Below are 20,253 nucleotides of genomic sequence, written 5' to 3'. Positions count from 1 at the left end.
ATGGTAAAACTCGCAATCTTCGTCGTCCTCATCGTGGCGCTCGGCTATGGCTTCTCCTGGGTCGCCGACCGCCCCGGCGACATCTCGCTCGTCTGGGAAGGCCAACTCTATCAGACCGACCTGATCGTCGCCGCCAGTGCGCTTGTCGCGATCATCGCAGCCGTGATGATCGCCTGGTGGCTGGTCCGCACCCTCTGGACCTCGCCCCATTCGGTACGCCGTTATTTCCGCGCCCGGACCCGCGACCGCGGTTACCAGGCGATCTCGACCGGCCTGATCGCCGCCGGCGCCGGCAATGCCGCCATGGCTCGCAAGATGAGCGCCCGCGCCCGCGGCCTGATCCGCGCCGATCAGGAACCGCTGATCCTCGTGCTGGAAGCCCAGGCCGCCGTCATCGAGGGCAAGCACGACGAAGCCCGCCGCCTGTTCCAGCAGATGTCGGAGGATCCGGAGACCCGCGAACTCGGGCTGCGCGGCCTCTATGTCGAGGCCAACCGGCTCGGTGCCCACGAAGCCGCCCGTCAATATGCCGAGGACGCCGCCGAAAAGGCGCCCTACCTGCCCTGGGCCGCCAAGGCCGCCCTCGAATACCGCTGCCAGTCCGGCCAATGGGATGAAGCTATCCGCCTGCTCGACCAGCAGCGCATTGCCCATGTGCTGAGCCGCCAGGAGGCCGACCGGCTGAAGGCCGTGCTGCTGACGGCCAAGGCCGGCGAGCAGCTGGAAGGCGACCCCGCGGTTGCCCGCGACAATGCCCTGCATGCCCTGAAACTGGCCAAGGATCTGGTTCCCGCCGCCGTGATCGCCGGCAAGGCCCTGCTGCGTGAGGACAATCTGCGCAAGGCAGGCTCTGTCCTCGAACAGGCCTGGAAGCTCACTCCCCATCCCGACATCGCCCGTACCTATCTGCGGGCTCGAAGCGGCGACAGCGCGGTGGATCGTCTGAAACGCGCCGAACGGCTGGAAAGCCTGAAGCCGAACAATGTCGAATCGCTGCTGATCGTTGCGGAAGCAGCCCTTGATGCCAAAGAGTTTACGAAGGCCCGGGCCAAGGCCGAAGCCGCGGCCCGCAGCGAGTCCCGCGAACGGGTCTTCCTGCTGCTGGCCGATATCGAAGACGCCGAAACCGGCGATCAGGGCCGTATCCGCTACTGGATGGCCCAGGCGCTGCGGGCGCCGCGCGACCCGGCCTGGGTCGCCGACGGCCAGGTCTCGGAAAAATGGCTGCCGATCTCTCCGGTCAGCGGCCGCCTCGACGCCTTCGAATGGAAAATGCCCTATGGCCAGTTGGCGGGCCCCGTCGAGGACGGCGTCATCGTCAGCGGCGCTGGCGCCATCAGCGCCCAGCCACCGCTCGCCCCTGCCGAGACAAGGAGCGAACCGAAGGCGGAGCAGAAGCCCGTCGAGGTGCCGGCCAAGCCGGAGGTCGAGCAGGCCGTTCCTGCCACGGCAGAGATCGAAGCAGAGCCGGCCGACAGGAATGCCGGGGCCGGGCCAGTCCCCGAGCCTTTCTTCGGACGGCCGCCGGATGATCCGGGCGTTCGCGACCCCAACCGCCAGGCCGACGAGAAAACGCGGCTTCGCCTGTTCTGACCCCCAAGGAGGCCCGATAATGCTGGAGCGGCTGCAGTCATTTTTCCAAAGCCTCACGGCCGAGCCGGAAAGTGCATTTTCAAGCGACGATCCGCGCATCGCCGTCGCTGCCCTCTGCATTCAGGTGATGGAGGCCGACGGAGTTGTGCGCGGTGCCGAAAAACGCATGCTCCGGACCCTGTTGCAGGAAAAATATGCCCTGGACGAGCCCAAGCTCGACGCCTTGCTGGAAGCCGGCAAGAAAGCCGAGAGCGAGGCAGTCGATTACTACCGCTTCACCTCCGAGCTGAAACGCCGGCTGGACGAAGAGCAGCGCCTCGAACTGATCGGCATTCTCTGGGACATCGTCTACGCCGACGGAACCCGCAGTGAGATGGAAGACCACGTGGTCTGGCGGATCGCCGACCTCTTGGGCATCTCGGACCGCGACCGCGTTCATGAACGCTTGGGCGCCGCGGCCCGAGCGGGAGACCCGGGAGGTGACGATGCTGCATGACCCAGCCAGGAAAACCACCAAGCCACCGATCCTGATTGTTCTACACCAGGAGCGCTCCAGTGCGGGCCGCGTCGGCCAGTTGCTGCTGGACAAAGGATTTCCGCTCGACATCCGCCGTCCCGTGCTGGGCGATCCGCTGCCCCCGACGCTGGCCAATCACAGCGGCGCCGTCGTCTTCGGCGGCCCGATGAGTGCCAATGACCCGGACGGATTCGTGCGCTCGGAAATCGACTGGCTATCCGTGCCCTTGAAGGAAAACCGGCCCTATCTCGGCATCTGCCTCGGTGCGCAGATGCTGGTGCGCCAGCTCGGCGGCAAGGTGGCCGCCGACAGGCACGAGCGCGTCGAGATCGGCTGGTATCCAATCCATCCAACCGAAAAGGGCCGCCTGCTGATGCAGTGGCCGAAGATGGTCTACCACTTCCATCGGGAAGGCTTCGACCTGCCGCACGGCGCCGACCTGCTGGCCAAGGGCGATCTCTATCCGAACCAGGCGTTCCGCTATGGCGACAATGCCTGGGGCATCCAGTTTCATGCCGAACTCACCCGCGCCATGATGCAGCGCTGGGTCGTGCATGGCGCCCATCGCTTCATCATGCCCAATGCCCAGCAAGGCCGCGAGCATCTGGAGGGCCGCATGCTGTTCGATGCGCCGCTCAAGGCCTGGCTGTCAGGCTTCCTCGACCAGGTCTTCGAAAAGTCCCTTCAGTCCGCCGACTGAGAATCCGGCGCGTCGAGACTGTCGATCTTGCGCAATTGCGGAAAGCCGACGGCCCACAAAACCGCAACCGCCAGCGTGCCGACACCGCCGATCACGACGGCAGGTACCGGCCCCAGCAACGAAGCCATGGTGCCCGCCCGGAACTCGCCCAGCTCGTTGGATGCGCCGACAAACACCATGTTGACCGCATTGACCCGGCCACGCACCTCGTCCGGCGTCCAGAGCGCGATCAGCGTCTCGCGCACATAGACCGAAGCCATGTCGGCCGCCCCCATCAGCATCAGCGCCGCAATCGAGATCCAGGCCGTCTCCGACAGGCCGAAGATCAGCGTGCCGAGGCCGAACAGCGCGACACCAGCAAACATCAGCAGACCGGCATTGTGGCGAACCGGATAGCTGGCGAGCGCCACCGCCACCAGGATAGCCCCGATGCCGGGCGCCGCCCTCAGCATGCCGAGTCCCCAGGGGCCAAGCGTCAGGATATCGCGCGCAAAAATCGGCATCAGCGCCACCGCGCCGCCCAGCAGCACGGCAAAGAGATCGAGCGAAATCGCCCCGAGCACCACCTTTTCCGACAGGATGAAGCGGAAGCCCGCCAGGATCGTGCCCCAGCTGATCGCTTCGGAGGATTTCTTCTGGGCAGGGCGCTTCACCAGAAAGATCAGAAGAGCCGAAGCCACGAAGAACACCAGCGCAACGGAATAGGCCGTGGTGGCGCTCACGCCATAGAGCAGGCCACCGACCACGGGACCGACGATCGATGCCGTCTGCCAGGAGGTCGAGTTCCAGGCAATCGCATTGGCAAGATCGGCTTCCGGCACGAGATTGGGAGCCAGGGACTGCACGGCCGGAGCGTTGAAGGCCCGCTCGATGCCGAAGACGATGAGAATGCCGAACACCGGAATGGGCGAAAAGGCATCGGCAAGGGTCAGGCCGAGCAGCGCCCCGCCGCAAAGCGCGCTGACGATCATGCAGATCGCCACAATGGCCCGCCGATTATAGCGGTCGGCCACCGAGCCGGTCACCAGCATCAATACCAGCGAGGGCAGGAACTGGAAGAGGCCGATCAGGCCGAGATAAAAGGCGCTGCCCGTCTGGTCATACATCTGCCAACCGACCGAAACGCTGACGATCTGCGTTGCGAAGGCGCCCAGAAACCGGGCGAAGAAGAACAGCGTGTAGGACGGATGCTTGAACGCGGCAAACCTGTCGCCGGACATAGGCGCGTGCATTATGCGAACTTTCCCGTCGAGGCCGGTCATGGATGCGCGGCTGACCCGCCTCGTTAAACATGATTTGTTTTCCGTCAGCCCGCAGTACTTGCCGGTTTAGTCCCCAATGTCTATCTGTCTGTCAACCGAGAAATGGAGACGACAATGCTTGCCCTGTTTCAGACCATCGATCTGGCACTGAATCTTTACACATGGGTGCTTATCGCAAGCGCCATATTTTCCTGGCTTTATGCCTTCAATGTCATCAATTCGAGCAATCGCTTCGTCAGTTCGATCGGCATGTTCCTGTTCAATGTCACCGAACCGGTATTGCGGCCGCTGCGTCGCATCCTGCCCAATCTCGGCGGCATCGATATCTCGCCGATCGTCGTGCTCCTGCTGATCTTCTTCATCCGCTCGCTGATGTGGAACAGCATCGCTCCGCTCTTCATTTGAGCCTGCCCTACCGCATCGCCGCCGACCATGTCCGCCTTTCGGTTCGCCTGACGCCGAATGGCGGGCGAGACGCGATAGAGGGTGTGGAGGTCAATGGTGACGGCGAGGCCTATGTGAAGGTCCGCGTCACCGCCGTGCCCGAGAAGGGCAAGGCCAACAAGGCGCTGATCGCCCTTCTCGCCAAGCGGCTGGGCATGGCGAAATCATCGATCGAGATTACATCCGGCGACACCGCCAGACAGAAAAACCTCCGGCTCGATGGCGAACCGGAGGTTTTGATCGCAAAGCTCACCGCCCTGTTGAGCGGCTGAAAGCGTGATTTACTTCGCGGCCTTGGCGCGCTCGATCGCCTCGACGATCAGCTTCTTGGCGACGTCGACATCCTGCCAGCCGCCGATCTTCACCCATTTGCCGGGCTCCAGATCCTTGTAGTGCTCGAAGAAATGTTCGATCTGCTTGAGCGTGATCTCCGGCATATCGGTGTAGTTCATGATCTTGTCGTAGCGCTGGGTCAGCTTAGGCGCCGGCACGGCAATGATCTTCTCGTCCTTGCCGCCATCGTCTTCCATCACCATGACGCCGATCGGGCGAACATTGATGACGCAGCCGGGAACCAGCGGACGCGTATTGCAGATCAGCACGTCGATCGGATCGCCGTCTTCCGACAGGGTATGCGGCACGAAGCCGTAATTGCCCGGATAGGTCATGGGGGTATAAAGGAAGCGGTCGACGACCAGCGCGCCGGCTTCCTTGTCCATTTCATACTTGATCGGGTGCCCGCCAACCGGCACCTCAACGATCACGTTGATATCGTCCGGCGGATTCTTGCCAATTGAAATTGCATCGATACGCATGTTTCACCCCATGGAAATATGAATGTCCCGCGCTTCCTAAAGGGTTTCATTTCGCAAAGCAACACGGCTTTCGGCGGAGGGTAGAAACCAATTTTGGCACCTGCCTGCAAACCGTCCAGTCAGCAGGCGGACGGCAGTTCCCTTTTTCCCGATGCTGCTCTAGCCTGTCGGCGATTACGACAATGCGATCCGGGGGGATGAGCAATGAGGTTGACTTTCTACGTGTGCGGTCTGACCGCGCTGCTTTCGGCGGTACCGGCGATGACGCAGGCTAATGACAGCGTCTACAGCGATCTCGATCTAGACGCCTGCCAGACGGTCCATGTCGAGGAGGGTATCAGCATCACGCTGAAATGCACCGGGCCTAAAGGCTACCCCTTCTACTTCAAGGAGGGCGACCTGCGCCAGACCGTCCTATTCGGCCATGTCAGCCGAACCTATGTCGACCAGGCGTTCGAAACCTTCGGCACGTTCAACCATATCGGAACCAAGGCGGAATGGCGGCTGGATGCCGACGGCAAGCCGATCGCCGCCATCCTCCGCTATTTCCTCGAGCACTCCGACCCGAATACCGGGATGCCCGCCGAGGCATTCTGGGGTCAGGTCCTGGTCATATCGCGCGTTGCACAGAAAGGAGACGGCATGGGCTGCATGGCGGCCTTCGTCGATGCCAAGGCCAACAAGGATGCCAATCTGCTGGCCAGGCAGTTGGCCGATACGCTGGCGCCCTCCTTTGCCTGCGGCCAGGACGAAGCCGTCTATCACGGGACAAGAGGCAAGACGGCCGACGATCTCATGAGCTACTTGCCGGAATAGAGCAATTCCAGCGAAAGTGCGTCGTGGTTTTGAGTGCAGGATTGCGTAAGAAAAAGAGTTGAGGCGCCAGGGCCCTGAGTCGACATACCGGTTTGCGGATTACTTCCAGATGAACCCAAGCTTCTTCAGGCGCACCTCGTCGAAATCCTCGATGCCTTCGACCGCATCGACGCCGCCGTTCGAACGAAAGAACTGCGACGCCCCGCCGCTATCTTCCAGGCACCAGACCACCATGCCGGAGCAGCCGAGCGATTTCAGCAGACGCCGTGCCTCGCCGAACAGCATGTGGCCGAGCCCGATGCCCTGGTATTCCGGCCTGAGGTAGATCTCGTAGATTTCGCCTTCCTGGGGCAGCGCGCGAGCGCGGTTGAGGCCCACCGTGGCATAGCCGGCAATGGTCCCGGCAACCTCGACCACCAGCACGGTGGCCGGGCCGCGCGTCGCCTTGCGCCACCAGGTCTCGCCCCGGCGCTCGATCATCTTGGTCAACGCCTTGTGCGGAATAAGGCCCGCATAGGCGTTCTGCCAGGACTGGCGGTGAGCCTCGGAAATGGAGCGGGCGTCCTGCGGCTCGGCCGGGCGCACATCAATCGACAACGTCTTCATAACGCTACTCTTGGTCCTGCCGGAGCTTGACGAACACCCGCAACTGCGCGGGAAACCGCCTTACCCACAGACTTTTGATCTGGACTATGACCCTGAGGTTAACGCTTTTTTAAACATGGCGGCAAGCCTGTCCTGCCCCAAAACACAAAAAATTAGAGCCCCGGCTGGTCGGCCGGGGCTCTGGAAATTCTGGCGGATTCGAGGGACGATCAGCCCTGCGCGGAGCGGGCCTTGCCGAAGCGCTTGCGATCGTTCGCATCCAGGTAGAACTTGCGCAGACGGATCGACTTAGGCGTCACTTCCATCAGTTCGTCGTCCTGGATCCAGGACAGCGCCCGGTCGAGGGTCATGCGGATCGGCGGCGTCAGACGAACAGCTTCGTCCTTGCCGGCCGAACGGATGTTGGTCAGCTGCTTGCCCTTCAGCACGTTCACTTCCAGATCGTTGTCGCGCGAGTGGATGCCGACGATCATGCCCATATAGACCTTTTCACCCGGCTCGATGATCATCGGGCCGCGATCTTCCAGGTTGAACATGGCGTAGGCCACGGCCTCACCAGACTGGTTGGACAAGAGCACGCCGTTGGAACGGCCGCCGATTTCGCCCTTGAATGGCTGATAATCGTGGAACAGGCGGTTCATGATCGCGGTGCCGCGGGTGTCGGTCAAGAGTTCCGACTGGTAGCCGATCAGGCCGCGGGTCGGCGCGAAGAACACCAGGCGAACCCGATTGCCGCCAGACGGACGCAGTTCGGTCATCTCGGCCTTGCGTTCGGACATCTTCTGCACAACCACGCCGGAATGCTCTTCGTCGACGTCGATGACGACTTCTTCGATCGGCTCCATCAGCGTGCCGTCTTCGGACTTGTGCATGACGACGCGCGGACGCGACACGGCAAGCTCGAAGCCTTCACGGCGCATGGTTTCGATCAGCACGGCCAGCTGCAATTCGCCGCGGCCGGAGACGTAGAACGAATCCTTGCCTTCCGATTCCTCGATCTTCAGCGCCACATTGCCTTCGGCTTCCTTGAACAGGCGGTCGCGGATGACGCGGCTGGTCACCTTGTCGCCTTCGGTGCCGGCCAGCGGGCTGTCGTTGACGAGGAAGGACATGGTCACGGTCGGCGGGTCGATCGGCTGGGCCGACAGCGGCTCGGTGACCGACGGATCGCAGAACGTGTCGGCAACGGTACCCTTGGAGAGACCGGCAATCGCCACGATGTCACCGGCATGGGCCTCATCGATCGCCGTGCGCTCGATACCGCGGAAGGCCAGGATCTTGGAAATACGGCCGGTTTCGATGACCTTGCCGTCCTGGCCGAGAACCTTGACGGACTGGTTCGGCTTGATCGAGCCGGAATGGATGCGGCCGGTGATGACGCGACCGAGGAAGGGGTTGGCTTCCAGCAGCGTACCGATCATGCGGAACGCGCCGTCTTCGTCGCCGACGCTCGGCTCGGGCACATGCTGCATGACCAGGTCGAGCAGCGGCGCGAGACCCTGATCCTTCGGGCCTTCCGGGTTGACGTTCATCCAGCCATCGCGGCCGGAACCGTAGAGGATCGGGAAGTCGAGCTGCTCATCGGTGGCGTCAAGGCTTGCGAACAGGTCGAAGACTTCGTTGATGACTTCTTCGTGGCGGCCGTCCGGGCGGTCGATCTTGTTGATCGCGACGATCGGGCGAAGGCCGACCTTCAGCGCCTTGGAGACGACGAACTTGGTCTGCGGCATCGGGCCTTCCGACGAGTCGACCAGAACGATCGCGCCGTCCACCATCGACAGGATACGTTCGACTTCGCCGCCGAAGTCGGCGTGGCCGGGAGTGTCGACGATGTTGATGCGGGTGTTCTTCCACTCGATCGACGTCGCCTTGGCGAGAATGGTAATGCCGCGCTCTTTTTCGAGATCGTTCGAGTCCATCATGCGCTCGACGGTGCGCTGGTTCTCGCGGAACGAGCCGGACTGCTTGAGAAGTTCGTCGACAAGGGTCGTTTTCCCATGGTCAACGTGCGCAATGATCGCGATATTGCGAATTTTCATGATAAGAATCTCTGGTAGCTGGGGCGCGCAAGGGGAGCGGGCGCCGGTTTACTTTGACGCGCTCATACCCTGTTTTTTGCAATTGCGAAAGGGGGGCCTGCCGTTTCGCCGGAATTGCGGTGCTTTTGCGGAAACCCCTGTCTTCGAGGCGGCTGCGCACACGCGTCGAAAACCTCTCCGCCGCGGCGCGGGAAGGCCGATCGACGTCTACGCTCGCCAGTCGTTCAAGCCGCCAGGCCTTTTTTGACGAGCATGGCATCCGGGCTCGGCATTTTGCCGCGGAAGGCCTTGTAGGCGTCTTCCGGATCGATCGACCCGCCAACCGAATAGATATTGTCCTTCAGCCGTTGCGCCATCTGCGGATCGAAGGCATTCCCAGTTTCCTCGAAGGCGGCAAACGCGTCGGCATCCAGCACTTCCGACCACATGTAGGAATAGTAGCCCGCCGAATAGCCGTCGCCGGCAAACACATGCTGGAAATGCGGCGTGGCATGGCGCATCACAAGAGAGGCCGGCATGCCAAGCTCGGTCAGAACCTCGGCCTGGACGGCCATCGGGTCGTCGACCTTGCCGCGGGTGTGGAAGGCCATGTCGACCAGCGCCGACGAGGTGAACTCGACCGTCGCAAAGCCGGCATTGAACGTGCGCGACGCCAGCACTTTCTGCAGCAGCGCCTCCGGCATCGGCTCGCCGGTCTCGTAGTGCACGGCATAGGTCTTGAGGATGTCCGGCACCGTCAGCCAGTGCTCGTAAAGCTGCGATGGCAATTCGACGAAATCGCGCGACACCCCGGTGCCTGACACCGAGGGATAGGTGACATTCGACAGCATGCCGTGCAGCGCGTGGCCGAATTCATGGAACAGCGTGCGCGCATCGTCGAGCGACAGCAGCGCCGGCCGACCCACGGCGGGCTTTGCGAAATTGCAGACATTGTAGATGATCGGAATTTCGCCCACAGCGCCATTCTTCAGCGCCAGCCGATGCTGGGACTGGAACGAGCTCATCCAGGCGCCCGAGCGCTTCGACGACCGGGCGAAATAGTCGCCGAGGAACAGGGCGACCAGGTCACCGCCGGCATTGCGGATCTCGAACACCCGGACATCGGGATGATAGCCGACCACATCCGGCAGCGGCACGGCCTTGATGCCGAACAGCCGGCCAGCCACATCGAAACAGGCCTCGATGATCTTTTCGAGCTGCAGATAAGGCTTCAGCTCGGCCTCGGAGAAATCGAATTTCTGCGACCGCAGCTTTTCGGCATAATGGCGCCAGTCCCACGGCATGACGGCATGATTGCCGCCCTCTTCAGCGATCAGTTCCGCCAGCTCGGCCTCTTCGACCCGGGCCTGCGCCAGCGCCTTGCCCCAGACCTGCTTCAGGAGGCCGTTCACCGCCTCCGGCGTCTTGGCCATGGTATTGTCGAGCTTCAGCGCCGCGTAATTGGCATAACCCAGCAGCCCGGCCTTCTCGAAGCGCAGCGCCAGCGTTTCCGCGACAATCGCCCGGTTGTCGGTTTCACCGCCATTGGCGCCGCGCGCCACCCAGGCGGCAAAAGCCTGTTCGCGCAGATCACGCCGCTTGGAAAAGGTGAGGAATGGCTCGATGATCGAGCGCGACAGGGTGACGATATAAGGTGCATCCACGTCACGCGCCTTCGCAGCAGAGGCCATGGCCTCTCTGACGAAATCCGGCAGGCCGGCCAGATCGGCCTCCTCACGGATCGGCAGCGACCAGTCCGTTTCATCCGCCAGAACATTCTGGCCGAATTGCGCGCCAAGGCTTGCCAGGCGCTCGTTGATCGCCGCCAGCCTTTCCTGCTCCGGCTTCGGCAGCTTGGCGCCGGACTTGACGAAGCCCTTCCAGTGTCGTTCGAGCACGCGCATCGCCTCGGTCGTCAGACCAAGGCCGTCACGGCTTTCCCAGAGCGCATCGATGCGTGCGAAAAGCGCGGCATTCATGCCGATCTTCGAATAGTGCCGCGACATCTTCGGCGCGATCTCGCGCTCCAGTGACTGGATCAGATCGTTGCTGTAGGCGCCGGCGCGGTTCCAGAACAGAGCCGAGACGCGCGACAGCATATCACCGGCAATCTCCAGCGCCACGACGGTGTTGTCGAAGGTGGGCGCTGCAGGATTGTGGGCGATCGCGTCGATTTCGGCCTCGTGTTCGGCAAGGGCGGCATCGAAGACCGGTGCGAAATCCTCGTCCCGGACGGCATCGAAGCGCGGCAGGCCATGCACTCCGTTCCAGAGGGTGAGCGCGGCTTGGGACGGAGAAATAGACGGCATATGGCTTTCCCTGATTTGCTGCTTTCCCTTCATATAGGACATCCATGCCGGGATTGGTACGTTCTTTCACGCCGCGATGGGCGCCGCGCCCACTGCAAGAATAGACGGGACAAAAATAATAGACGACAATTAACCTTTTGTTAACGATTGACGTAACGGCACTCGAATAGTTATCTATAGTCAAGCCGGAAACGGAGGATATTGATATGGAAATATATTCTCTGCGTTCTCTCTCCAGTTCCTTCAGCAGGAATGGAGGTCGAGATAACAAGGACTTGGCCGCCCCGGCCGAACGCAAAGCCACGTCTCATCACTTCGTTCAGTTCGAAATCGCCGAAGATCCCGAATCGCCTTATACCTCGATCACGCCCAGCCAGTTGCGCGAGATGGCGACCGAAAGCTTCGAGAGCGGCGAGATCGACCAGGAGACCTACGCCGCCCTTGCAGACGAATTGCCCATGCAGGCCCTCGACCGACAGGGCCAGATCATCGATCTCTCTGATATCACCGACGATACGCCCTTCGATTTTCAGGATTACTACAAGAACCAGCTCGAGATCGCGATGACCATGGGCGACGACGAGTTCGCCAAAGTGCTGAAGTCGGTCGTTGATTTCCTCGGCATCTGATATTGGGCCTTTCTCCCGCAATTCCTGCGATCCCTCTCGCCATTTCCAGTCCGCCCGCCTATAGCTCGAGTTATTGCCGTCCTCCGACGAGCCGGCCCGATGCCTGTCGCTGGCACCTCTTCCACAAGGGGGCCGGCCCCCAACGGAATGCCTGATGTGATGATGCCTGCCCGCATGACCGAACGCCGAACATCGCTGATCGGCGCGCTGCTGACCACTATCGGACCGGTCTCCATGGCCATCTACACGCCGGCCATGCCGGAACTGGTCCGCGCCTTCGGCACCACGGATGCGGCTATCAAGCTCAGTCTCTCGGTCTATTTCGGCGGCTTTGCCGTTGCCCAGCTGCTGTCCGGCCCGACATCGGACGCCTTCGGCCGCCGCAAGGCGACGCTCGGCTTCCTGATGATCTACCTGATCGGCAGCCTGGTCGCCGCCTTTGCCCCCACAGTCGACTGGCTGCTGGCCGGACGCCTGATCCAGGGCATCGGCGCCTCGGTCGGCATCACCGTGTCGCGCGCCATCGTGCGCGACCAGTTTATTGGCGCCGAAGCCTCCCGCATCCTCAACATGATCGGCATCATGCTGGCGATCGGACCGGCAGCCGGCCCGACTTTGGGCGGCCTGGCCCTGACACTCTTCAACTGGCAGGCGGTGTTTTTCCTGATGGTCGGCTTTGGGCTGGTCAGCTGCCTTGTCGTCGGCCTGCTGATGAAGGAAACCACGGTTCCCGATCGCGCCCTCATCCGCCCGTCGCGCCTGATCGGCTCCTATAGGACGCTGATCGCCGACCCCCGTGTTCTCCTGTCGGCCCTCGTGCTTGCCGGCACGGTCGGGGCGCTCTATGCCCAATCGACCATGTTGCCCTTCGTGCTGATCAACAGGGTCGGGCTGACGCCTGGCCAGTTTGGCCTCGGCATGCTGATGCAATCCGGCTTCTTCTTCCTGGGCTCTGTCGGTCTGCGCATCCTTGCCGCGCGCCTGGGCGAAAGCGGTGCCCTGCGCACCGGGCTGACGCTGGCCGGCCTCGGCGGCACGATGATCGCGCTCTCGGTGCAATTGATCGAGCCGACCTTCCTGTCGATCATGGGGCCGGTCGCTTTCTGCGCCTTCGGCATGGCCTTCGTCATTCCCTACATCACCACTGCCGGTCTGGCGCCTCATCCGAAGATTGCCGGCTCGGCAGCCGCCCTTCTCGGCTTCGTTCAGATGGGCGCAGGCTTCCTGGGTGGTGTTGCCGCAGCCCTCATCGGCGATCCGCTGCTGGCTTTCGGCACCGTGATCCCCTTGATGAATTTCATGGCGATCATCGCCTATCTCGGCTTCCTAAAGGCCCGCAAACGCCGGGCATGAAAAAGCCTGCCGGTGGATCGTCCACCGGCAGGCTGATGAGGTCCGGACGCTCTGTCGATTATTTCGACAGATTGCGCTTGGCGAGTGTCCGCAGGCGCAGCGCATTCAGCTTGATGAAGCCGGCCGCGTCCTTCTGGTCGTAGGCGCCCTGGTCGTCCTCGAAGGTCACCAGCTTGTCGGAATAGAGCGACTTCGGCGATTCACGGCCGGTCACCATCACATTGCCCTTGTAGAGCTTCAGCGTCACTTCACCTTCGACATGCTGCTGGCTGAGGTCGATCGCGGCCTGCAGCATTTCGCGCTCCGGCGAGAACCAGAAGCCGTAGTAGATGAGTTCCGCATAGCGCGGCATCAGGTCGTCCTTGAGGTGCGCTGCACCCCGGTCGAGCGTGATGGATTCGATGGCGCGGTGCGCCGTGAGCAGGATCGTGCCGCCGGGGGTCTCGTAGACGCCGCGCGACTTCATGCCGACAAAGCGGTTTTCGACGAGATCGAGACGGCCGATGCCGTTGTCGCGGCCATAGGTGTTGAGCTCGGCCAGAAGCGTTGCCGGGCTCATGCGCACGCCGTTGATCGACACTGCATCGCCCTTTTCAAAACCGACCTTGATCACGGTTGCCTTGTCGGGGGCAGCTTCCGGCGAAATAGTGCGCATATGCACATATTCCGGAGCCTCCTGGCTCGGATCTTCCAGGACCTTGCCCTCGGACGACGAATGCAGAAGGTTGGCATCGACTGAGAACGGCGCTTCGCCCTTCTTGTCCTTGGCAACCGGGATCTGGTGCTGCTCGGCAAATTCGAGCAGGTCGGTGCGGCTCTTGAACGACCAGTCGCGCCAAGGCGCGATGATCTTGATATCCGGGTTCAGCGCATAGGCCGACAGCTCGAAGCGGACCTGGTCATTGCCCTTGCCTGTCGCGCCATGGGCAATCGCGTCGGCACCGGTCTTTTTGGCGATGTCGACGAGATGCTTGGAGATCAGCGGCCGAGCGATCGAGGTGCCGAGCAGGTAGACGCCTTCATAGACGGCATTGGCGCGAAACATCGGGAAGACGAAGTCGCGCACGAATTCCTCGCGCACATCCTCGATGAAGATTTCCTTGATGCCCATCATCTCGGCCTTCTTGCGGGCCGGCTCAAGTTCCTCGCCCTGGCCGAGATCGGCGGTGAAGGTCACCACCTCGGCGCCCAGCTCCGTCTGGAGCCATTTCAGAATGATCGAGGTATCGAGACCGCCGGAATAGGCGAGAACGACTTTTTTCACGTCTTTATGTGATGCCATGTTGAGAAGTCCACTTGTGTGCGTCAGGCCGAGAAACCAAGCCTTTTGGTTTGCCGCACTTTTAGCGAGATTGGCGCGGCGTGCAAGAGCACCACGCTGCGACGCAAACGCTTAGGCCCCACAGATGCGCCGTGACAGTTATCCGCTGGTGCAGGATGCGGACGATCGTCACGGAATTCCCCGGCGATGGACGTCACTTTTCCCATGCGCCGGCACCTTGCCTGTTTGACTTCGTTTCCAACCGTACCATATCAAAACCGCACAGACCACGAAACGGCATAAGGAGAACAGGCCATGGACATCATCCATCCGGCAATTGCGAAATCCAATGTGGCCGTTGTGACCGGCGGCGCATCCGGCATCGGCCTTGCCGCGGCAAAGGCCTTCGCCAGGGCGGGCATGAGCGTCGTCATCGTCGACCTGGGCGGCGACGCGCTGGCCAGCGCCCGCGCCGATGTCGCGGCCCTCACCGAGAATGGCGAGACCGATATCGTCGCCATCGAGACCGACGTCAGCCGTCGCGACGAGTTGGAAGCGCTGGAGCGCGCCGTAATCCAGCGTTTCGGCCGGGTTCACGTTCTGATGAACAATGCCGGCATCCAGCCCGGCAGCGCCATCTTTGGCCCGCAGGCCAATTGGGAACGGGTGCTGGCCGTCAATCTGATGGGTGTGATCGACGGCAGCCGGGTGTTCGGTCCCGGCATGATCGCCCATGGCGAGCCGGCCCTGATCATCAACACCGGTTCCAAGCAGGGCATCACGACACCGCCTGGCGATCCCGCCTACAACGTCTCGAAAGCCGGCGTCAAAGCCTTCACCGAGGCCCTGCAGCATGAGTTGCGCAATACGCCGGACTGCAAGGTCTCGGCCCATCTGCTGATCCCCGGCTTCGTCTACACCGGCCTGACCGCCCAGGGACGCACTGAAAAACCCGCAGCCGCATGGACGCCGGAACAGACGGTCGATTTCATGCTGCAAAGCGTCTCCGCCGGCGATTTCTACATCCTTTGCCCCGACAATGACGTCGATCGGGCAACCGACGAGAAACGCATGCTGTGGGCGGCCGGCGACATCGTCGAAAACCGCCCGCCGCTATCGCGCTGGCATCCCGACTACAAGGAAAAGTTCACGGCCTTTCTGCAATCGCCAAAACCCTGATTGGCAGCAGCGTGAAAGCGCGTTAAGGACGTTTCCTCACCGCGCTTTCAAACCTCGAGTTCGTCATGGATTTCATTCCGAGCCTGCCCACGCTCCTGGCCTTCAGTGCGGCATCGTTTCTGCTGGCAGCAACGCCGGGTCCGGACATGACCCTCTCGATCAGCCGCGCCCTGCGCGATGGCCGCGCCGCCGGCTTGGCCGTCCTGGTCGGCACCAATATCGGCATCACCTTCCACACCATGCTGGTGGCTTTCGGCGTTTCGGCGCTGATCGTCGCCTCGCCGCTCGCCTTCCTCATCCTGAAAAGCGGTGGCGCTGCCTATCTCGCCTGGCTGGCGTTCCAGGCGATCCGCACCGGATCAAAATTTGTCGCAAAGGCGGAAACCGGAACAAAGGGCAGCGTCAAGGCGGCCTTCCTGAACGGCATCTGGGTCAATCTGCTGAACCCCAAGGTCATCATCTTCTTCATGACCTTCCTGCCGCAATTCGTCACCGCCAGCGACCCTGATGTCACGGGCAAGCTGCTCTTCCTCGGCGGCTGGTTCATGCTGGTCTCCCTGCCGATCACCATCGCCATCGTGCTGGCGGCAGACAAGCTGGCCGGCTGGTTGCAGGCCAACCCGAAAGTCCTGCGCGGCATCGATTACACCTTCGCCGGCGTCTTTTCGATTTTCGCGGTGAAAATCCTGTTCACCCAGGCCAAGTGATCAAAGCCTGGGTGATGCGTATCACCGAGGCGGCGGGGGAGGCGGGCAGGGCGACTGTTGGCCACGCTTATCCAAATCCCCTGGAGTGCCGCAGGTCTTGGCTTTTTTATCCGAGCCCGGTTTCTTTCGAGGCTTTTCCGGTTTGTCGCTCTGCTGCATCTGGGCGATATCGACTGTAACGGTTTCCTGATCGGCGCCGTTCTGGAAAGGGCTTTGTGTGCCTGTGGCCACTGCCACCCCAAACCAACTCGAGAAAATGATAGTCCCGACGACTGCGAGTTTTTGTGACGGATACAAAATGGTCTCCTGTCCTAATCTGGAGTCTGTCGTGAGGAATGCTCAAAGTGTGCCGGCGAGGTCGTCAACGGCCCCGCCTTGGCACGCTTCAATGCTTGCTCACTCTGCAAAATCCAACGTGCCGGGTATCGGCACGCCCGGGCATCGGCAAGGCGCGCCCCTGGGACCGGGGCGCTCAGATCGACACGTCATCGGCGGCGCACCCATCGGTGCGTCAGGAGGTGGCGGGATGATACAGGCCATCAACGGTGGTGGTGGAGGTGCGCCGGGGCCGGGCAATGGCGCAGGCGCAATCTGCGCGAATGCGTCACCGACAAGACAGCTCATCACAAGAGCAGGCAACAAGACAACCCTTAGAATTCCATGATTTTTCAGATTCAATTTCGGTCTCACTGCGTTCGATGTTCGGAAACGCAATGTAACGTATTGAGCGTTAAGTGCTGTTAACCTTTGTAAAGTTAAGTAAAAGTCCCGCTTTCGATAAAGCGCAGCGAATTTGCACGTGAATTCCTCGTTCGACACCGCTGACCATGGGGACATCGAAATAGGGGCCAGCGACAGAGGCACTTGGCCGAAAATCGGCGGCAACGAAAAGATAACAACGGAGTGCGATCTGGTTGTGCTGCCAGATCCAGCATCTCGATCGATGCCCCGTCACGGCCAAGCGCCGTGCCGGATCAATCCTCGTCTTCGCCATGGCCGGCGATCATCATCGCCTCGAAGGCCAGGCGTTCGGTCTTGCGCATGCGCTCGGATTCCGACTTCAGCTGGCCACAGGCCGCCAGGATATCGCGACCGCGCGGTGTGCGGATCGGCGAGGCATAGCCGGCCGCATTGATGAAATCGGCGAACTTCTCGATCTGCTCCCAGTCCGAACACTGGTAATTGGTGCCCGGCCAGGGATTGAACGGAATGAGATTGATCTTGGACGGCACGCCCTTCAGGAGCTGGATCAGCCCCTTGGCATCTTCGAGGCTGTCGTTGACGTCCTTCAGCATCACATATTCGAACGTGATACGGCGGGCATTCGAGACGCCAGGATAATTGCGGCAGGCCTCGATCAACTCCTTCAGCGGATATTTCTTGTTGATCGGCACCAGCAGGTCGCGCAGGTCGTCACGCACCGCATGCAGTGAGATCGCCAGCATGACGCCGATTTCCTCGCCGGTGCGGTAGATTTCCGGCACAACGCCGGAGGTGGACAGCGTGATGCGGCGCTTCGACAGCGACAGCCCGTCGCCATCCGACGCGATCAGCAGCGCCTTCTTGACCTCTTCGAAATTGTAGAGCGGCTCGCCCATGCCCATCATCACCATATTGGTGACCCGGCGGCCTTCCGACGGCACCATGGCGCCGACCGGCGCATCGCCGGCCGGGAAGTCGCCGAGCCGGTCGCGCGCCAGCAGCAGCTGCGCGAGGATTTCCTCGGCAGTCAGATTGCGCACAAGCTTCTGCGTGCCGGTGTGACAGAAGGAACAGGTCAGCGTGCAGCCGACCTGGCTGGACACGCACAGCGTGCCGCGACCCTCTTCGGGAATATAGACGGTTTCCACCTCGACCGGCCGGCCGGCGCCACGCGGCGGAAAGCGCAACAACCATTTGCGGGTGCCGTCATTGGACACCTGCTCCTCGACGACCTCGGGGCGGGCGATGGTGAAATGGGTCTTCAGCATCTCGCGCATGTCTTTGGAGACATTGGCCATAGCGTCGAAATCGGACACGCCGCGCACGTAGAGCCAGTTCCACAGCTGGCTGACGCGCATCTTGACCTGTCGGTCCGGCACGCCCTTGTCGCGCAGCAGTTCGCCCATCTCTTCGCGGCTGAGGCCGATCAACGACGGCTTTAACGCGCCGGATACAGCCCTCGGGCCGGCCGACGGCGGCGTCTTGCGCTCGATCACGATTTCAGTGGCAGCCATTGCATCACCTCTTGCGCCAAACCGATCACGCTCCGCAGTCTTGAAGCGAAGTCCTGATCTCGGCCTGCAGTATCATAGAAAACCGGAAAGGCCGAGCAAACGGCCGCGAGCTTTGGGCTCAAGCGCGGCGCTTTATCATCAAAAAACGCCTTTGGCAAAAGCCTTCTGCGCAAACGCAAAAGGCCGGCAGGGCGCCGACCTTTCAAAACAACGTGCCGACGATCAGTCTTTCGACCTTACTTGCAGGTCTCGATCTGCTTCAGGGCTGCCGAGATGCCGGCCAGCGAATAGGTGTAGGAGGTTGGTGTGCCCCGCGCCGATGTGGCCCTTACGGTCATGGCCTTCCCCGACTTCATCGCCGCCACCAGCGCCGGCTCTTCCGCCGCGTTCTCCACCCAGGCGGCAGTCTCCTTGGTGAACATCACGAAAATCTTGCCGTCGATATCGACATTGACTTTCGAGGCGTCCTTCAGGGTGTAGCCCATCATCGCCTGCGGCTCGTAGGAAATATTCTGGCCGGGCCGCTGCGAAACGATGAAGAAGATATCGCCGTGGTTGACGGAAGCCGGCTCCTTGCCGGTCGGAACGGACAGGACGTAGCAGACCGTGCCGCTCGTCGCCTTGTAGGAGTAGGCACCCCAGGCCTTGAACTGCTCGATGCGTGTCGGGGACTGTGCCGAAGCCATGCCGGCGGTTGCCAGCGTGAAGACGACTGCGGATGCGATACTTTTTACAAACATGATTTCCTGCCGGTTGCTTTTCCGTCAATTGTCCCGGACGAACTGGCCGGGCCTCCACCATCAAACTTGATTCAGTTTGACTTAATTTACGTTACCAAACCGTCAACATCGCGACATTTGATAGGGTAGCCCGCTTCATTTTTGGCCAACGTACCGGTTTTTCTACGGATTTTTTCGAGACAGTACGAATGCCGGAAAGCCGCCGGTATCGTTGTGAAACACAAGGAATCGGGCAAGAATTGGGCTTGAGGCAGCAATTTGTAACGCAAGCCTTGCAAGCCGGCGCCTGCAGCCGATCAACTCTTCGTGGTCTCGGGCAGGTCTTCGTCGGCAAGGGCCCTGTCGGCCGCAATGTAATGCCGTTCCCGGATATTGCTGTTGATCAGTGCAATGGCCGTCGTCAGCACGGCGATATCGTCGGTAAAGCCGATGAAGGCCAACACGTCTGGAACCATGTCGATGGGCATCACGAAATAGCCGAGCGCCGCCAGCAGCACGCCGCGCACCCGCAACGGCGTCTCGCGGTCGGTCGCGCAATAGAAGGCCGCGACGACATCCCGCCCCAGCGGAACCTGCCGGACCGCCCGCTTCAAGGTCGGCCAGAACTTGGCGCGGACCGTCCGCTCCTGCTTTTCCTGCGTCGGTTCGTCGCCCGGCAACAGGATCTCGCCTATCTTGATATCGTCCATCGCCTCATCCTCAACGTTTGCTGTCGATATGGGGATCGGCCTGGGGAGTGTCAATTGCGCCGCTGCGCCGCCTTGTCCATCGAGCGGGCCAGTTCGAAGTCCAGTTCCGTCAGACCATCGGCGCTATGGGTCGTCAGCGTGACGTCGACCCGCCGATAGACATTCGACCATTCCGGATGATGGTCCAGCTTCTCGGCAAACAGCGCGCATTCCGCCATAAAGCCGAATGCTTCGGCAAAATCGCGAAATTCGAAGCGGCGGACGATCGACAGGCCGTCTTCGGCAAGCTCCCAGCCATCGAGATTTCTCAAGGCATCGCCGATTGCCTTGCCGTCCAGCTTTGCGTATTTCATGGGTCCGCCCTTTGCATGTCTGTGGTCTCGCTGCGGAGAAATCGGC

20 protein-coding genes are annotated in these 20,253 nt (G+C 61.5%); 10 read left to right on the top strand and 10 right to left on the bottom strand.

Going from position 1 to position 20,253, the window contains the following annotated elements; genetic code table 11:
- Genes HFC70_RS11405 through HFC70_RS11395 form a run of 3 tightly spaced genes read left to right on the top strand, consistent with a single transcriptional unit; the run spans position 1 to position 2,810 of the window.
- The gene (locus HFC70_RS11405; RefSeq protein WP_168473361.1) at positions 1-1,593 is read left to right on the top strand and encodes a heme biosynthesis protein HemY; all 1,593 of its coding nucleotides are present in this window, start codon (positions 1-3) and stop codon (positions 1,591-1,593) included.
- Positions 1,594-1,612: 19 nt separating this feature from the next.
- Entirely contained in the window at positions 1,613-2,089 is a 477-nt protein-coding gene (locus tag HFC70_RS11400) for a TerB family tellurite resistance protein (RefSeq protein WP_168473360.1), read from the top strand.
- Positions 2,079-2,810, top strand: a complete 732-nt coding sequence (locus HFC70_RS11395) for a glutamine amidotransferase (RefSeq protein WP_168473359.1) — start codon at positions 2,079-2,081, stop codon at positions 2,808-2,810. Before HFC70_RS11400 ends, HFC70_RS11395 begins: the two co-directional genes overlap by 11 nt.
- Here the strand turns inward: HFC70_RS11395 and HFC70_RS11390 are convergent.
- On the bottom strand, positions 2,795-4,042 hold the full coding sequence (locus HFC70_RS11390) for an MFS transporter (protein ID WP_168473358.1): 1,248 nt from the start codon (positions 4,040-4,042) through the stop codon (positions 2,795-2,797). The genes HFC70_RS11395 and HFC70_RS11390 overlap by 16 nt on opposite strands.
- Before the next feature lie 144 nt (positions 4,043-4,186).
- On the opposite strand from HFC70_RS11390, the gene HFC70_RS11385 reads away from it, so the two are divergent.
- Together HFC70_RS11385 and HFC70_RS11380 are read left to right on the top strand one after the other, a co-directional pair.
- Positions 4,187-4,477 carry a YggT family protein gene (locus HFC70_RS11385; protein ID WP_168473357.1) on the top strand — a complete coding sequence of 97 codons (291 nt, stop codon included), beginning with the start codon at positions 4,187-4,189 and terminating at the stop codon, positions 4,475-4,477.
- The gene (locus HFC70_RS11380; protein ID WP_168473356.1) at positions 4,474-4,788 is read left to right on the top strand and encodes a DUF167 domain-containing protein; all 315 of its coding nucleotides are present in this window, start codon (positions 4,474-4,476) and stop codon (positions 4,786-4,788) included. The genes HFC70_RS11385 and HFC70_RS11380 overlap by 4 nt, the downstream gene beginning before the upstream one ends.
- Before the next feature lie 9 nt (positions 4,789-4,797).
- On the opposite strand, the gene ppa is transcribed toward HFC70_RS11380, so the two are convergent.
- A complete protein-coding gene (gene ppa / locus HFC70_RS11375; RefSeq protein WP_168473355.1) occupies positions 4,798-5,331 on the bottom strand; it encodes an inorganic diphosphatase in 534 nt (177 codons plus the stop codon).
- Positions 5,332-5,535: 204 nt separating this feature from the next.
- Here ppa and HFC70_RS11370 point away from each other — a divergent pair, with 204 nt between their 5' ends.
- A complete protein-coding gene (locus HFC70_RS11370) occupies positions 5,536-6,147 on the top strand; it encodes a hypothetical protein (RefSeq protein ID WP_168473354.1) in 612 nt (203 codons plus the stop codon).
- 99 nt (positions 6,148-6,246) lie between these two features.
- On the opposite strand, the gene HFC70_RS11365 is transcribed toward HFC70_RS11370, so the two are convergent.
- The 3 genes from HFC70_RS11365 to HFC70_RS11355 all read right to left on the bottom strand — a co-directional run bounded on the left by HFC70_RS11365 (position 6,247) and on the right by HFC70_RS11355 (position 11,080).
- On the bottom strand, positions 6,247-6,753 hold the full coding sequence (locus HFC70_RS11365) for a GNAT family N-acetyltransferase (RefSeq protein WP_168473353.1): 507 nt from the start codon (positions 6,751-6,753) through the stop codon (positions 6,247-6,249).
- 209 nt (positions 6,754-6,962) lie between these two features.
- Positions 6,963-8,792: a translational GTPase TypA gene (typA, locus tag HFC70_RS11360; protein ID WP_168473352.1), complete on the bottom strand. Its 1,830-nt coding sequence runs from the start codon at positions 8,790-8,792 to the stop codon at positions 6,963-6,965.
- Positions 8,793-9,016: 224 nt separating this feature from the next.
- The gene (locus HFC70_RS11355) at positions 9,017-11,080 is read right to left on the bottom strand and encodes a M3 family metallopeptidase (RefSeq protein WP_168473351.1); all 2,064 of its coding nucleotides are present in this window, start codon (positions 11,078-11,080) and stop codon (positions 9,017-9,019) included.
- 275 nt (positions 11,081-11,355) lie between these two features.
- On the opposite strand from HFC70_RS11355, the gene HFC70_RS11350 reads away from it, so the two are divergent.
- Together HFC70_RS11350 and HFC70_RS11345 are read left to right on the top strand one after the other, a co-directional pair.
- Positions 11,356-11,709, top strand: coding sequence for a hypothetical protein (locus HFC70_RS11350; RefSeq protein ID WP_168473350.1), 354 nt, complete (start codon positions 11,356-11,358; stop codon positions 11,707-11,709).
- A gap of 174 nt (positions 11,710-11,883) precedes the next feature.
- Positions 11,884-13,062: a multidrug effflux MFS transporter gene (locus HFC70_RS11345; RefSeq protein WP_246735737.1), complete on the top strand. Its 1,179-nt coding sequence runs from the start codon at positions 11,884-11,886 to the stop codon at positions 13,060-13,062.
- Positions 13,063-13,120: 58 nt separating this feature from the next.
- Here the strand turns inward: HFC70_RS11345 and HFC70_RS11340 are convergent, their stop codons facing one another.
- A complete protein-coding gene (locus HFC70_RS11340; RefSeq protein ID WP_168473349.1) occupies positions 13,121-14,344 on the bottom strand; it encodes an argininosuccinate synthase in 1,224 nt (407 codons plus the stop codon).
- Between the two features lie 294 nt (positions 14,345-14,638).
- Here HFC70_RS11340 and HFC70_RS11335 point away from each other — a divergent pair, with 294 nt between their 5' ends.
- On the top strand, positions 14,639-15,502 hold the full coding sequence (locus HFC70_RS11335; RefSeq protein WP_168473348.1) for an SDR family NAD(P)-dependent oxidoreductase: 864 nt from the start codon (positions 14,639-14,641) through the stop codon (positions 15,500-15,502).
- Between the two features lie 65 nt (positions 15,503-15,567).
- Positions 15,568-16,209 (top strand): LysE family translocator, encoded by a 642-nt coding sequence (locus HFC70_RS11330; protein ID WP_168473347.1) that lies wholly within the window; start codon positions 15,568-15,570, stop codon positions 16,207-16,209.
- A 974-nt stretch (positions 16,210-17,183) separates the two neighbouring features.
- On the opposite strand, the gene rlmN is transcribed toward HFC70_RS11330, so the two are convergent.
- From rlmN to HFC70_RS11310, 4 genes are all read right to left on the bottom strand, one after another.
- A complete protein-coding gene (gene rlmN / locus HFC70_RS11325) occupies positions 17,184-18,425 on the bottom strand; it encodes a 23S rRNA (adenine(2503)-C(2))-methyltransferase RlmN (RefSeq protein WP_168473346.1) in 1,242 nt (413 codons plus the stop codon).
- 236 nt (positions 18,426-18,661) lie between these two features.
- Positions 18,662-19,165 carry an invasion associated locus B family protein gene (locus HFC70_RS11320; RefSeq protein WP_168473345.1) on the bottom strand — a complete coding sequence of 168 codons (504 nt, stop codon included), beginning with the start codon at positions 19,163-19,165 and terminating at the stop codon, positions 18,662-18,664.
- A 296-nt stretch (positions 19,166-19,461) separates the two neighbouring features.
- The gene (locus HFC70_RS11315; RefSeq protein WP_168473344.1) at positions 19,462-19,854 is read right to left on the bottom strand and encodes a YkvA family protein; all 393 of its coding nucleotides are present in this window, start codon (positions 19,852-19,854) and stop codon (positions 19,462-19,464) included.
- Between the two features lie 50 nt (positions 19,855-19,904).
- Entirely contained in the window at positions 19,905-20,207 is a 303-nt protein-coding gene (locus tag HFC70_RS11310) for a 4a-hydroxytetrahydrobiopterin dehydratase (RefSeq protein WP_168473343.1), read from the bottom strand.
- Positions 20,208-20,253 lie beyond the last annotated feature (46 nt).

Origin of the sequence: Agrobacterium sp. a22-2, assembly GCF_012276985.1 — a bacterium.
Taxonomy (GTDB): Bacteria; Pseudomonadota; Alphaproteobacteria; order Rhizobiales; family Rhizobiaceae; genus Allorhizobium.
This window is presented reverse-complemented; position numbering and strand designations above follow the sequence as displayed.